The organism is Streptomyces chrestomyceticus JCM 4735 (genome assembly GCF_003865135.1).
GTDB lineage: Bacteria > Actinomycetota > Actinomycetes > Streptomycetales > Streptomycetaceae > Streptomyces > Streptomyces chrestomyceticus.
In genome coordinates, this window is record NZ_BHZC01000001.1 from 3,910,789 (window position 1) to 3,923,564 (window position 12,776).

Consider the following 12,776-nt stretch of genomic DNA (forward strand, 5'->3'; position numbering starts at 1 on the left):
CGCCCCGGTACTCGACCGGAAACCCCCTCTTGACCTCGCCCCGGGCACAATGGGCCGTATGGCTCGCACGACACCTCCGTCCGGTACGGCCCACACCCGCTTCGGTGGCGGCGCCGACCCGTTCCCGGATCTGCACCACCGCTGGGCCACCGCCGTCGCCGGCGCCCGGGGCGGCAGCGGCCCCGCCGACCCCGACCCGGCCCCGTACGCGGACAACCTGCTCGGCCGCTGGTCGGAGCCGCAGCGCCGGTACCACACGACCGGTCACCTCCTCGCCGTGCTGGACCGCATCGACGAGCTGGCCGTGCACGCGACCGACCTGGACGCCGGGGTCCCCGTGGACTGGGACACCGTCCGCCTCGCCGCCTGGTTCCACGACGCGGTCTACCGGCCCGAACGCTCCGAGAACGAGGAGCGCAGCGCCGCCCTCGCCGAGCGCGCGCTGCCCGAGCTGGGCATCGACGCCGCATGTACGGCCGAGGTCGCCCGCCTCGTACGCCTCACCGCGGGCCACGACCCGGCGCCCGACGACCACAACGGCGCCGCCCTGTGCGACGCGGACCTGGCGGTCCTGGCCGGAGCGCCCGAGCAGTACGCGGCCTACGCCGCCGCCGTCCGCGAGGAGTACGGGTTCGTGCCGGACCGGGAGTTCCGCGCTGGGCGCGCCGAGGTGCTGCGGCACCTCCTGGACATGGCGAGCCTGTACCGGACGCCGTACGGCAAGCAGCAGTGGGAGCGGGTGGCCCGCCGCAACCTGACCACCGAGCTGGAACTGCTCACCACCGGGTAGCGGCCGCCGCCGTCGTGCCGCGCGGCGTCGGCCGGTCCGTGCGCCGCGCGCGCCGCAGGGCACGGCCCTCGGCCCGGTACCAGCGGCACGCCACGACAGCCGCCAGCGCCAACTCGACGGCATCACCGCCGTAGTACATGACCTGCGAGGCCAGGTGCAGGTCGGCGGCGGCGAAGGACGTGCCGGGCGGGCCCGCCGCGTACAGGGACTTGGCGAGAACGGCGTGCGCCGCGCCCGCCGCCAGCAGCACGGCCGCCCGCAGGGCCATGCCGGGGCGGTGGCGTACGGGGTCCAGGGCGAGCAGCCCGAAGGAGAACAGGACGCCGGCAAGCAGGATGTGCAGGTGCACGGCCGCGTTCAGCCAAGCGCTGTGGTGGCTGACGGACAGCAGCGGGGTGCGGTACAGCAGCCACAGCCCGCCGAAGTCGAGCAGGGCCGCCACCGGCGGCAGCACCGGAACCGCCGCCCAGCGCGCGCGGGTCAGGGCGACGAGGCCGCGGCGTACGGGTACGGGCGCGGCGCGCAGGGTCAGCGTCAGGGGGCGGCCGAGGACCAGGAGCAGCGGCGCCACCATGCCCACGCACAGGTGGGTGAGCATGTGCGCGGTGAACGGCGGAGCGCTGCCCCAGGGCTCGGCGACGCCCGCCACCAGGACCGCACCGCCCGCGCAGAACAGCGCGTCGCGCCCGTACGGCCAGGCGTCCCCGCGAGCGCGCAGCCGGGCCGCCGCCGCCAGATACGCGAGGCAGCCGAGTACGGCGGCGGTGGTGACGGCCGCGGTGAAGGCCGGGGGCAGGGCGGCAGCCGTCATCGGCTGCGCGAGGTGGTGGTCGGGGCGGTGTATGACGACGTGGTGCGTGCAGTCGCGCGGGAGGCGCGCACCAGCAGGAGTGCGCCGGCCGCCAGAAGCAGTACGGCGATCCCGTTCCACGTCCAGTCGTACGGCGCGAGATCCACGCCGTACCGGATCTGGTGGATGCCCAGCCCCTTGTGCTGGAACGTTCCGTCGTAGAGCTGGAACCCGCCCAGCCCCAGACACAGCCCGCCCCACCACGCCCGGGGCACCAGCTTCCCGCGGCGCCGGACGTCCGCGTACAGCACCAGGCCCGCCACCATCGCGAGCCAGCTTCCGGCGTGGAACAGGCCGTCGGAGACCAGGCCGACGTCCGTGGTCGACTTGTCGTAGAAGTGGTGCCAGTGCAGCAGTTGGTGGAACACCGTCTCGTCGATGAACGCGGCGGTGCCGATGCCCGTCAGCACGCCGCTGGCCACCGTCCTCGTACGTTTCATCCGGGCCTCCTCGCCGTACGCCTCATCCGGACCTCCTCGCCGTCGCGGGCCGGGGCCTGGGCCGGGGCCTGGGCCGGGGCCCGACCGGGCGGAGTCGCCGGGGTACCCGGGCCGGAGAGGGCGAAACGCCGTGGGGACGCGACCCGGCCACCCGCCCGGAACCGCCCGGTACCGTTCCGGGACCGGCACCGCTCCCGGGAATGTCATGCGCATCAGCACTGTTCGTGCGTGACATGCAAGACCATCCCGATCGCACCCGCATGCCCCTCGCCGTCTACGTCCTCGGACTCTCCGTCTTCGCCCTCGGCACCAGCGAATTCATGCTGTCGGGCATCCTCCAGCCCCTGGCCCGGGACATGGGGGTGACCATTCCCCAGGCCGGTCTCCTGGTCTCCGCCTTCGCGATCGGCATGGTGGTCGGCGCGCCGGTGCTCGCCGGCGCCACCCTCCAACTGCCCCGCCGCACCACGCTGATAGCCCTGCTCACCGTCTTCGGACTCGGGCAGGTCGCGGGCGCGGTGGCACCGTCGTACGGCGTGCTGTTCGTCTCCCGCGTGGTCAGCGCGCTCGCCTGCGCCGGGTTCTGGGCGGTCGGCGCGGCCGTCGCGGTGTCGCTGGTGCCGGTCACGGCGCGGGCCCGCGCGATGGCCGTCATGGTCGGCGGACTGAGCATCGCCAACATCGCGGGCGTACCGGCCGGCGCGCTGCTCGGGCAGCACGCGGGCTGGCGGTCCGCCTTCTGGGCCGTCGCGGTCCTCTCGGCGGTCGGCCTGATCGGCGTGATCGCGCTGGTGCCGCGGACGGCCGTGCCGACCGGTGACGAGCGTCCCGTGCTCCGTCGCGAGCTGAGCATCTACCGCGACAAGCAGGTCTGGCTGGCACTGATCGGCACCGCGCTGAACGGCGCCGCGGTCTTCGCGCTGTTCTCCTACCTGGCGCCGCTGCTCACCGACACGGCCGGACTGGCCGAGGGCAGCGTGCCGACCGTACTGGCGCTGTTCGGTGTCGGCGCGCTGATCGGTACGTTCGTCGGCGGCCGCGTCGCCGACGCGCACCCCTTCGGGACGATCATCGGAGGCATCGGCGCCTCGGCCACCGTGCTGGCGCTCCTGGCCCTGACCGCGCAGAACTCCGTCGCCGCCATCACGCTCTCGCTGCTGCTCGGCGTGACCGCGTTCGCCACCGCACCGGCCCTGAACGCCCGGATGTTCAACGTGGCGACCGCCGCGCCGACGCTGGCCGGCGCGACCACCACCTCCGCCTTCAACCTGGGCAACACCATCGGGCCGTGGCTCGGCGGGCTCGTCATCAGCGCCGGCTGGGGCTACCCGGCCGTCGCGTGGACGGCCTCGGCGCTCGCGGCGCTGGGCGTCGCCACCACACTCGTCGCCCTGCGGCTGCACCGCACGAAGAGCACCTCCCGCCTGGTCGCCTCCTCGGCGGGCACACCGCAGCAGACGACGGCGCACACGGCCGGGACCGCCGGGACGGTGGACGCGGCCCAGACGGCCGAGACCGCCCGGACGGTGCAGGCGGCCGGGACGGTGGAGGCTTCGGACCGGAGCTGAGGGCACGCGCCCGCACCCACCGCGCCCCCACCTGGCCCGCCCGGCATTCCGGGCGGGCCTTCGCCGTATCCGGGCCCGGCACCGGCCTGGTACCCGCCCTCTACCGTCGCTCCCCCTCCGCCTGTGCCCCCTACTGCCCCACCACCCCGCCCTCCCGGCTCTTCGGGCGGCGCAGGCCGGCCTCGCGCAGGCGGCGGACCAGTTCCTTGCTGCCGATCTCCAGCGCGCCCGCGCGCACCGCGTCCGCGTGCCGCTCCGCCGGAATGTCGTAGTGATCGCCGTCGAACGCCTTGCGGGGACAGCCGATGCGCTCCGCGAACGCGTGCAGTTCCTCGAACGAGGCGTCGCTGACGAGGTGGGACCACATCCGGCCGTGCCCGGGCCAGGTCGGCGGGTCGATGTAGAGGGCCATGTCAGCCTCCCCGGGTGGCGCCCAGCGAGCCGACCCGGGCCACCGAGACCGCCGTCTTGGGGCAGACCCAGTGCGGATCGGGGCCCAACTCGGGCTCGACGTCGAGGGCGTGCGGGTCGCCGCCGTGCAGGCACACGGGGCACAGCGGCCAGCGGCCGTACCGCTCCAGGAGCGCGTCCTGGACGTCCTGCGCTATCAGCCCGGCCACGAACTCGGCGCCCTCGGGCCACTGCTCCACCCACCATCGGCGGTGCGTCACGGAGTCCTCGACCAGCGAGACGATCTCCGCGTCGGCGACTTCGCCCGCCACCAGGTCCGCGAGGACCAGCGCGCGGGCCGTGTGCAGTGCCTGTTCGAGCTCCATGCCCCCATTCTCTCCCGCACCACTGACAACCGCTCCGGCTGCCCGCGCCGGCAGCCGCCGACGCCCGACACCCGGCACGGCACCCGACACCCGGCACGGCACGGCACCCCTCGGGTATTGACGCGGACCGGCGCTGAAATTACTTTTCAGTCGTGAGCCCCGACCTGAAGGAAACTTTCAAGGACTCCGGCGCCGCCGTCCGGGCCGCCCCGGGCCCGCCCGCCCCCGCGGCCCTGGCCGCCAAGGTGCGCACGCTGGCGCCGTCCATGACCCGCTCCATGCAGCGGGTCGCGGAGGCGGTCGCGGGCGACCCGGCCGGCTGCGCCGCGCTCACCGTCACCGGCCTCGCGGAACGTACGGGCACCAGCGAGGCCACCGTCGTACGGACCTCCCGCCTGCTCGGCTACCCGGGCTACCGCGACCTGCGCATCGCGCTGGCCGCCCTCGCCACCCAGCAGGCCACCGGCCGCGCGCCCGCCGTCACCGCCGACATAGCGGTCGACGACGCGCTCCCCGACGTGGTCGCGAAGCTGGCCCAGGAGGAGCAGCAGTGCCTGGCCGACACCGCGGCCGGACTGGACCTGACGCAACTGGAGGCCGCGGTCGGCGCGCTGGCCGCGGCCCGGCGCATCGACGTGTACGGCATCGGCGCCTCCAACCTCGTCGGCCAGGACCTGGTCCAGAAGCTGCTGCGGATCGGCCTGATCGCGCACGCCCACTCCGACCCGCACCTCGCCGTGACCAACGCGGTCCAGATGCGCGCCGGTGACGTGGCCATCGCGATCACCCATTCGGGGCGTACGACCGACGTCATAGAACCGCTGCGGGTGGCCTTCGACCGGGGTGCGACGACCATCGCGATCACCGGCCGCCCGGACGGCGGCATCGCCTCGTACGCCGATCACGTCCTCACCACGTCCACGGCCCGGGAGAGCGAGCTGCGCCCCGCCGCCATGTCCTCGCGCACCAGCCAACTGCTCGTGGTGGACTGCCTGTTCGTGGGCGTCGCACAGCGTACGTACGAGACGGCGGCGCCCGCCCTGTCCGCCTCCTACGAAGCGCTCGCCCACCGCCACTCGCCCCGGACGCCCCACCGCTGACCCCGGCCCGGCCACCGGCCGGCCGTACAGGTCCATCGCCTCCCGCGCCCCCGTACAGAGCCGTACGCGCCCGTACCGAGCCGTACGCGCCCGGAAAGAGCCGCCACCGCCATGACCTCCCCCGCCGAGTACGCACAACTGCGCGCCCAGCTCGACACACTCACCACCGAGGCCTTCCGGCCCGAACTCGCCGAGATCGACCGGCTGTCCACCCTGGAGATCGCCCGCACGATGAACGGCGAGGACGCCACCGTCCCCGCCGCCGTCGCCGACCGGCTCCCCGAGATCGCCGCCGCCATCGACGCCACCGCCGAGCGGATGGCCCGCGGCGGCCGGCTGGTCTACGCGGGCGCGGGCACGGCCGGCCGCCTCGGCGTGCTGGACGCCAGCGAGTGCCCGCCCACCTTCAACACCGACCCGTCCGAGGTCGTGGGCCTGATCGCGGGCGGCCCCACCGCCATGGTCGCCGCCGTCGAGGGCGCCGAGGACAGCAAGGAGCTGGCCGCCGCCGACCTGGACGCGCTGGGCCTGACCGCCGACGACACGGTGGTCGGCGTCTCCGCCTCCGGCCGCACCCCGTACGCCGTCGGCGCCGTCGAGCACGCCCGCACGGCCTGCGGCGCGCTGACCGTCGGCCTGTCCTGCAACGCGGGTTCGGCGCTGGCCGCGGCCGCCGACCACGGCATCGAGGTCGTCGTCGGACCCGAACTCCTCACCGGCTCCACCCGCCTGAAGGCCGGTACGGCGCAGAAGCTGGTCCTCAACATGCTCTCGACCATCACCATGATCCGGCTGGGCAAGACCTACGGAAACCTGATGGTCGACGTCCGCGCCTCCAACGAGAAGCTGCGGGCCCGCTCGCGCCGCATCGTGGCGCTGGCCACCGGCGCCGGCGACCCGGAGATCGAGGCCGCGCTCGCCGCCACCGACGGGAAGGTCAAGAACGCCATCCTGGTCGTCCTGGCCGGGGTCGACGGGCCCACGGCGGCCCGGCTGCTGGACGGCTCCCGAGGCCACCTCAGGGCCGCGCTGCACACCGCCCTGCACACCCCGCCCTCCCCGAGCGGCTGACCCGCCAGGCGCCCCGCCACCAGCCCGCTCCGGCCGACCCACCCGCACAGCAAGGCACCACCATGTCCGATGAGAAGAACCGCGCCACCGCCGCCGCGATCCTCCCCCTGGTCGGCGGCGCCGCCAACGTCACGTCCGTCACCCACTGCATGACCCGGCTGCGCCTCGGCGTCGCGGACCGCTCGCTGGTCCAGGACGCCGCCCTGAAGGCACTGCCCGCCGTCCTGGGCGTGGTGGAGGACGACACGTACCAGATCGTGCTGGGACCGGGCACGGTCGCCCGCGTCACCCCGGAGTTCGCCGCCCTGGTCGAGGCCGGACGGGACGCGCCACCCGCCCCGCCAGAACCTCCCGCCACAGCGGACCCCACCGGTCCCGCCCTCTCCACCGCCGAAGAACTCGCCGCCCAGGGCGCCGCCCTCAAAGCCCGCCAGAAGGCCCGTAACGCGACCCCGGTCAAACTCTTCCTCCGCCGGATCGCCGACATCTTCGTCCCGCTGATCCCCGCCCTCATCGGCTGCGGCATCATCGCCGGACTGAACGGCCTGCTGACCAACTTCGGCCTGCTGCCCGCCCTCGTCCCGGCGCTGGCCGCCACCGCCTCCGGCTTCATGTCCCTGATCGCGGTCTTCGTCGGGTACCACACCGCGAAGGAGTTCGGCGGCACGCCCGTCCTGGGCGGCGCGGTCGCCGCGATCATCGTGTACGCGGGTGTCGCCCAGGTGAGCGCCTTCGGCCAGCAGCTCTCGCCCGGCCAGGGCGGGGTTCTCGGCGCCCTGGGCGCGGCGCTGCTCGCCGTACAGGTCGAGAAGGCGTGCCGCAGGTACGTCCCCGAGGCGCTCGACGTCCTGGTCACCCCCACCGTGACCGTGCTGGTCTCCGGCCTGGTCACGCTCTTCGGCCTGATGTTCGTGGCCGGCGAGGTCTCCACCGCCATCGGTACGTGCGCGAACTGGCTGCTCGCCCACGGCGGCGCCGCGGCCGGCTTCCTGCTCGGCGGCCTCTTCCTCCCGCTCGTCATGCTCGGCCTGCACCAGGCCCTGATCCCCATCCACACCACGCTCATCGAGCAGCAGGGCTACACGGTGCTGCTGCCCGTCCTCGCGATGGCCGGCGCCGGCCAGGTGGGCGCCGCCCTCGCGGTCTACGTCCGCCTGCCCGGCAACCGCTCGATCCGTGCGACCGTCAGGTCCGCGCTGCCCGCCGGGTTCCTCGGTGTCGGCGAACCGCTCATCTACGGTGTCTCGCTGCCGCTGGGCCGCCCGTTCGTCACCGCCTGCGTGGGCGGCGCGTTCGGCGGCGGCTTCGTGGGCCTGTTCAACCAGCTCGGCACGACGGCCGGCGCCACCGCCATCGGCCCGTCGGGCTGGGCCCTGTTCCCCCTCCTCAAGGGCAACCAGCCGCTCGGCGCCACCCTCACCGTCTACGCCGCCGGCCTGCTCGTCGGCTACGCGGTGGGCTTCCTGGCGACGTACTTCTTCGGCTTCGGCAAGCAGGCCCTGACGGACCTGAACGCGGCCACGGAACCGGTAGCCGCCGGAGGCTAGGCCGCCCCCGCTCCTGCCCCCGCTGTCTCACGGCGCTCGGACGCCGCCGGAGCGTCCGGCCAGCACTCCACCCCCGTCAGGTCCGGCATCCGGGACCGGGTGAAGACCGGGTCGAGGCCGGAGCGGCGCTGGGCCGTGTAGTCGTCCAGGAGGCGGAAGGCGATGGCCGAGAGGGGGATGATGGCCAGCAGGTTGATCAGGGCCATGAGGCCCATGAAGACGTCGGCGAGGTTCCAGATGACGCTCACCGAGCCCAGCGCGCCGAGGAAGACGACCGCGAGGACGAGGGCACGGTAGACGGGCAGGACCCAGGTGCGCCGCGTCATGAAGCCGATGTTGGACTCGCCGTAGTAGTAGTTCCCGATCATGGAACTGAAGGCGAGCAGGAAGACGACGGCCGTCAGCACGTGACCGGCCCAGCCGCCGAGCGTGTCGGTCAGCGCGGACTGGGTGAGGTCGGCGCCCTGCCGCCCGCCCAGCTCCGGGGTGGTCGTCAGGATGATGAAGGCGGTCATCGAGCAGATCAGCAGGGTGTCGAAGAAGACGCCGAGGGACTGGACGAGCCCCTGCTTGACCGGGTGGGTGACCTCGGCGGCGGCGCCCGCGTTGGGCGCCGAGCCCAGGCCCGCCTCGTTGGAGAACATGCCGCGCCGTACGCCCTGCTGGATCGCCGCGCCGATCCCGCCGGCCGTCAGCTCCTTGAAGCCGAACGCGCCGCCGACGATGTCGCCGAAGACCCGCGGCAGGTCGCCGAGGTTGAGGAGGACGACGGCGGTGCCCAGCAGCAGGTAGACGACGGCCATGACCGGTACGAGGACGGTCGTAACGGAGGTGATGCGGCGGACACCGCCGCAGATCGCGACGCCCAGCAGGACGGCCAGCAGCAGGCCGACCGCCGGGGCGAACCACGACGCACCGCTGCCGGAGACGGACCCGGAGGCGACCGAGGTGATCGTGTTGGACTGCACGGCGTTGAAGACGAACCCGAAGGTCACGGTGATGGCGACCGCGAACAGCACACCGGGCCAGCGCTTCCCGAGCCCGCGCTGCATGTAGTAGGCGGGGCCGCCACGGTACGTACCGGAGCCCGCACCGTCCCGGTCCTTGGTGTCGCGGACCTTGTAGAGCTGGGCCAGCGCCGACTCGACGAACGCCGAGGCACCGCCGACGACCGCCATCACCCACATCCAGAACACCGCGCCCGCCCCGCCGAGGGTGATGGCGGTGGCGACGCCCGCGATGTTGCCCGTACCGACCCGTGCGGCCGCCGAGATGGTGAAGGCACCGAAGGACGAGACCGGTTTGGAGCCGTCCGCCCTGGGCTCCGACCTGTCCTTGAGCACGCGCAGCATCTCCGGGAAGAGCCGCAGTTGCACGGCCCGGGAGCGGACCGTGAAGTACAGACCGGCGCAGACCACCAGCGGGATCAGCAAATAGGTCCAGAGACCGTCGTTGACTGCGACGATCAGCGAATCGAGCGTGCTCATGGGCGTCCTTGCGGGGCGTCCGGGTACGGGGACGGCCATCGCGGAAGATCACCTTCCGGTGAGGCTCCCGAAAGTATGGCCGCCATGCCCATACCAGGACCACCGTCGCCTTGCATGCTGAATCTCACAGAAGCGACATAACGACGGAACGCCCTGATGGGCGCCCCGGTCCCCCACAGCCCTCACATGGCGCAGCCGTGCAGCCCGCCGTCCACCACCAGGTCCTGCCCGTTGACGTACGACGCCTCGCCGGACGCCAGGAAGGCCACCGCGTCGGCGATCTCCTCGGGCCGCGCGAACCTGCCCGCCGCCGTCTGCGCCTTCAGCTTCTCCGCCTCCGCCACATCGATCTCCGAGCCCGCGAACATCGGCGTCTCGACGTAGCCGGGGCTCACCGAATTGACGCGGACACGGCGCCCGGCGAGCGCCGCCGCGAGCGTCCGGGCGAGGTTGAGCGCGGCGGCCTTGGTCGCGGAGTGCAGGGTGGCGTCCGCCTGTCCGCGTTGCACGAGCGACGAGGCGTTGATGACCACCGCACCGCCGTCGCGCAGCAGCGGAAGGGCCCGCTGGACGGTGAAGAACACGCCCTTGAAGTTCACGCCGACCGCCTGGTCGAAGTCGGCCTCGGTGATCTCCTCGAAGGGAGCGGCGGCGTACCGGCCCGCGTTGGCGAAGATGATGTCGAGGTGCCCGAAGCGGTCGCGTACCGCCTCGACCGCGGCGTCCAGGTCGGCGACGGAGGCCGTGTCGGCCCGTACGCCGAACACCCGGTCCGCCGCGTCACCGGCCGCTCCCGGGCCCGTCCCCGTCGCATCCGCAACGGCCGCTTCGCCGCCCGTCACCGCGTCCTGCGCCCGCTCCCTCAGGTGCGCCACGGCGGTGTCCAGGCGGCGCTCGTCGCGGCCGCACACCACCACCCGCGCGCCGTCCGCGAGCAGCCGCCGCGGCCGCCAGGCCCACTCCGCTGCTGCCGCCGGTGATCAGGGCGACGGTGTCCGCGGGGAACCGGTCCGGTCGGGCAGCCTGTCCGTTTCGAGTCGTCATGGGGTGATCGTGCCCCGCCGGGCCGGGGGCAGTGCAAGGACCGCCGTGCGGAACGGCACACCTGGACCACCGTACGGAGCGGCACGCCGCGCCGTACGGCAGGCCGCACGCCCGAAAGGTGCCGGAACGCCGCTGGGGCGGCACCCCCCGGGAGGAGGAGTGCCGCCCCAGCGACTTGAGGACAGTTGATCCGGGAGGATCAGAAGTCCATGTCACCGCCCGGCATGCCGCCCGGAGCGGCCGCGGCGGCCTTCTCCGGCTTGTCGGCGATGACGGCCTCGGTGGTCAGGAACAGCGCGGCGATCGACGCGGCGTTCTGCAGCGCGGAGCGGGTGACCTTGGCGGGGTCGATGATGCCCTCGGCGATCATGTCGACGTACTCGCCGGTCGCGGCGTTCAGACCGTGGCCGACGGCCAGGTTGCGCACCTTCTCCACGACAACGCCGCCCTCGAGGCCGCCGTTGACGGAGATCTGCTTCAGCGGGGCCTCCAGGGCCAGCTTCACAGCGGCGGCACCGGTGGCCTCGTCACCCTCCAGCTCCAGCTTCTCGAAGACCGAGGAGGCCTGCAGCAGGGCGACGCCACCGCCGGCGACGATGCCCTCCTCGACGGCCGCCTTCGCGTTGCGCACGGCGTCCTCGATGCGGTGCTTGCGCTCCTTGAGCTCGACCTCGGTGGCGGCACCGGCCTTGATGACGGCCACGCCGCCGGCCAGCTTCGCCAGACGCTCCTGGAGCTTCTCGCGGTCGTAGTCCGAGTCGCTGTTCTCGATCTCGGCGCGGATCTGGTTGACGCGGCCCTGGACCTGCTCGCTGTCACCGGCACCGTCGACGATGGTGGTCTCGTCCTTGGTGATGACGACCTTGCGGGCGCGGCCCAGCAGGTCGAGACCGGCGTTCTCCAGCTTGAGGCCGACCTCCTCGGAGATGACCGTGCCACCGGTGAGGATGGCGATGTCGCCGAGCATGGCCTTGCGGCGGTCGCCGAAGCCCGGGGCCTTGACGGCGACGGACTTGAAGGTGCCGCGGATCTTGTTGACGACCAGGGTCGACAGGGCCTCACCCTCGACGTCCTCGGCGATGATCAGCAGCGGCTTGCCCGACTGCATGACCTTCTCCAGCAGCGGAAGGAGGTCCTTCACGTTGGAGATCTTCGAGTTGACGATGAGGATGTACGGGTCGTCGAGCGACGCCTCCATACGCTCCATGTCGGTGGCGAAGTACGCCGAGATGTAGCCCTTGTCGAAGCGCATACCCTCGGTGAGCTCCAGCTCCAGACCGAAGGTCTGGGACTCCTCGACGGTGATGACGCCTTCCTTGCCGACCTTGTCCATGGCCTCGGCGATCAGCTCGCCGATCTGGGTGTCGGCGGCGGAGATGGAGGCGGTCGAAGCGATCTGCTCCTTGGTCTCCACGTCCTTGGCCTGCTCCAGCAGGGCGGCGGAGACAGCCTCGACGGCGCGCTCGATGCCGCGCTTCAGGGCCATCGGGTTGGCGCCGGCGGCCACGTTGCGCAGCCCCTCGCGGACCAGGGCCTGGGCCAGGACGGTCGCGGTCGTCGTGCCGTCACCGGCGACGTCGTCCGTCTTCTTCGCGACCTCCTTGACCAGCTCGGCGCCGATCTTCTCGTACGGGTCCTCGAGCTCGATCTCCTTGGCGATGGACACACCATCGTTGGTGATCGTGGGGGCGCCCCACTTCTTCTCGAGGACGACGTTGCGGCCCTTGGGGCCAAGGGTGACCTTGACGGCGTCGGCGAGCTGGTTCATCCCGCGCTCGAGACCGCGCCGTGCCTCCTCGTCGAACGCGATGATCTTGGCCATGTGAAGTGGTCCTCCCGGACTGGGGGTCCCCCCGGACTGCGTCTGGGGGAGGGTGGATACTCCGGACCGCGCTGGCGCCCGCGACGGACGGTCTGCGAGCTTGTGGTTCCTTGCCCCACCTGCCCGCGGACCTCACCGAGTCGGTCCTTAGCTGTCACTCTCACTCGTAGAGTGCTAACGCAATGATTAGCACTCGACCCCCTAGAGTGCAAGCGGCTTCGCAGAAGCCTCGTATGGGGGTGGCGGCCGGGCGACGGGAGGGCGCAAGCGGCTTGGCGGGA

Annotated in this window: 12 protein-coding genes; 5 read left to right on the forward strand and 7 right to left on the reverse strand. The window is 72.7% G+C overall.

The window, feature by feature from the left end; genetic code table 11:
• The first annotated feature begins 58 nt into the window (after nucleotides 1-58).
• Nucleotides 59-790, forward strand: coding sequence for an HD domain-containing protein (locus tag EJG53_RS16335; protein ID WP_174856417.1), 732 nt, complete (start codon nucleotides 59-61; stop codon nucleotides 788-790).
• Here the strand turns inward: EJG53_RS16335 and EJG53_RS16340 are convergent.
• Entirely contained in the window at nucleotides 777-1,601 is an 825-nt protein-coding gene (locus EJG53_RS16340) for a cytochrome c oxidase assembly protein (RefSeq protein WP_125045454.1), read from the reverse strand. The two genes, EJG53_RS16335 and EJG53_RS16340, sit on opposite strands and share 14 nt — an antisense overlap.
• Nucleotides 1,598-2,080 carry a DUF2243 domain-containing protein gene (locus EJG53_RS16345; RefSeq protein WP_125045455.1) on the reverse strand — a complete coding sequence of 161 codons (483 nt, stop codon included), beginning with the start codon at nucleotides 2,078-2,080 and terminating at the stop codon, nucleotides 1,598-1,600. The genes EJG53_RS16340 and EJG53_RS16345 overlap by 4 nt, the downstream gene beginning before the upstream one ends.
• Nucleotides 2,081-2,340: 260 nt before the next feature.
• On the opposite strand from EJG53_RS16345, the gene EJG53_RS16350 reads away from it, so the two are divergent.
• Complete coding sequence (locus EJG53_RS16350; RefSeq protein WP_125045456.1) at nucleotides 2,341-3,648, forward strand: Cmx/CmrA family chloramphenicol efflux MFS transporter; 1,308 nt, start codon at nucleotides 2,341-2,343, stop codon at nucleotides 3,646-3,648.
• A gap of 130 nt (nucleotides 3,649-3,778) precedes the next feature.
• Here EJG53_RS16350 and EJG53_RS16355 read toward each other — a convergent pair whose 3' ends face one another.
• Both EJG53_RS16355 and EJG53_RS16360 read right to left on the reverse strand, forming a co-directional pair.
• A complete protein-coding gene (locus tag EJG53_RS16355; protein ID WP_125045457.1) occupies nucleotides 3,779-4,060 on the reverse strand; it encodes a DUF4031 domain-containing protein in 282 nt (93 codons plus the stop codon).
• Nucleotide 4,061: 1 nt separating this feature from the next.
• A complete protein-coding gene (locus EJG53_RS16360; protein WP_125045458.1) occupies nucleotides 4,062-4,424 on the reverse strand; it encodes a hypothetical protein in 363 nt (120 codons plus the stop codon).
• Nucleotides 4,425-4,576: 152 nt separating this feature from the next.
• Between EJG53_RS16360 and EJG53_RS16365 the strand changes: the two genes are divergently transcribed.
• From EJG53_RS16365 to EJG53_RS16375, 3 genes are all read left to right on the forward strand, one after another.
• Nucleotides 4,577-5,524, forward strand: a complete 948-nt coding sequence (locus EJG53_RS16365; protein WP_031001657.1) for a MurR/RpiR family transcriptional regulator — start codon at nucleotides 4,577-4,579, stop codon at nucleotides 5,522-5,524.
• Between the two features lie 111 nt (nucleotides 5,525-5,635).
• Nucleotides 5,636-6,595 carry an N-acetylmuramic acid 6-phosphate etherase gene (gene murQ / locus EJG53_RS16370; RefSeq protein ID WP_125045459.1) on the forward strand — a complete coding sequence of 320 codons (960 nt, stop codon included), beginning with the start codon at nucleotides 5,636-5,638 and terminating at the stop codon, nucleotides 6,593-6,595.
• A 62-nt stretch (nucleotides 6,596-6,657) separates the two neighbouring features.
• Nucleotides 6,658-8,142, forward strand: a complete 1,485-nt coding sequence (locus EJG53_RS16375; protein ID WP_125045460.1) for a PTS transporter subunit EIIC — start codon at nucleotides 6,658-6,660, stop codon at nucleotides 8,140-8,142.
• Here the strand turns inward: EJG53_RS16375 and EJG53_RS16380 are convergent.
• The 3 genes from EJG53_RS16380 to groL all read right to left on the reverse strand — a co-directional run bounded on the left by EJG53_RS16380 (nucleotide 8,139) and on the right by groL (nucleotide 12,495).
• Nucleotides 8,139-9,629 (reverse strand): alanine/glycine:cation symporter family protein, encoded by a 1,491-nt coding sequence (locus EJG53_RS16380; RefSeq protein ID WP_125045461.1) that lies wholly within the window; start codon nucleotides 9,627-9,629, stop codon nucleotides 8,139-8,141. The two genes, EJG53_RS16375 and EJG53_RS16380, sit on opposite strands and share 4 nt — an antisense overlap.
• 182 nt (nucleotides 9,630-9,811) lie before the next feature.
• Nucleotides 9,812-10,546: an SDR family NAD(P)-dependent oxidoreductase gene (locus EJG53_RS16385; RefSeq protein ID WP_244955173.1), complete on the reverse strand. Its 735-nt coding sequence runs from the start codon at nucleotides 10,544-10,546 to the stop codon at nucleotides 9,812-9,814.
• 326 nt (nucleotides 10,547-10,872) lie between these two features.
• Nucleotides 10,873-12,495, reverse strand: a complete 1,623-nt coding sequence (groL, locus tag EJG53_RS16390; protein WP_030022296.1) for a chaperonin GroEL — start codon at nucleotides 12,493-12,495, stop codon at nucleotides 10,873-10,875.
• Nucleotides 12,496-12,776: the final 281 nt, after the last annotated feature.

Excerpts from the sequence above, each read along its gene's own strand:
- EJG53_RS16335 (WP_174856417.1), top strand. The coding sequence starts at position 59 with ATGGCTCGCACGACACCTCCGTCCGGTACGGCCCACACCCGCTTCGGT.
- EJG53_RS16345 (WP_125045455.1), bottom strand. The coding sequence starts at position 2,080 with ATGAAACGTACGAGGACGGTGGCCAGCGGCGTGCTGACGGGCATCGGC.
- EJG53_RS16340 (WP_125045454.1), bottom strand. The coding sequence starts at position 1,601 with ATGACGGCTGCCGCCCTGCCCCCGGCCTTCACCGCGGCCGTCACCACC.
- murQ (WP_125045459.1), top strand. The coding sequence starts at position 5,636 with ATGACCTCCCCCGCCGAGTACGCACAACTGCGCGCCCAGCTCGACACA.
- groL (WP_030022296.1), bottom strand. The coding sequence starts at position 12,495 with ATGGCCAAGATCATCGCGTTCGACGAGGAGGCACGGCGCGGTCTCGAG.
- EJG53_RS16355 (WP_125045457.1), bottom strand. The coding sequence starts at position 4,060 with ATGGCCCTCTACATCGACCCGCCGACCTGGCCCGGGCACGGCCGGATG.
- EJG53_RS16360 (WP_125045458.1), bottom strand. The coding sequence starts at position 4,424 with ATGGAGCTCGAACAGGCACTGCACACGGCCCGCGCGCTGGTCCTCGCG.
- EJG53_RS16380 (WP_125045461.1), bottom strand. The coding sequence starts at position 9,629 with ATGAGCACGCTCGATTCGCTGATCGTCGCAGTCAACGACGGTCTCTGG.
- EJG53_RS16375 (WP_125045460.1), top strand. The coding sequence starts at position 6,658 with ATGTCCGATGAGAAGAACCGCGCCACCGCCGCCGCGATCCTCCCCCTG.
- EJG53_RS16350 (WP_125045456.1), top strand. The coding sequence starts at position 2,341 with ATGCCCCTCGCCGTCTACGTCCTCGGACTCTCCGTCTTCGCCCTCGGC.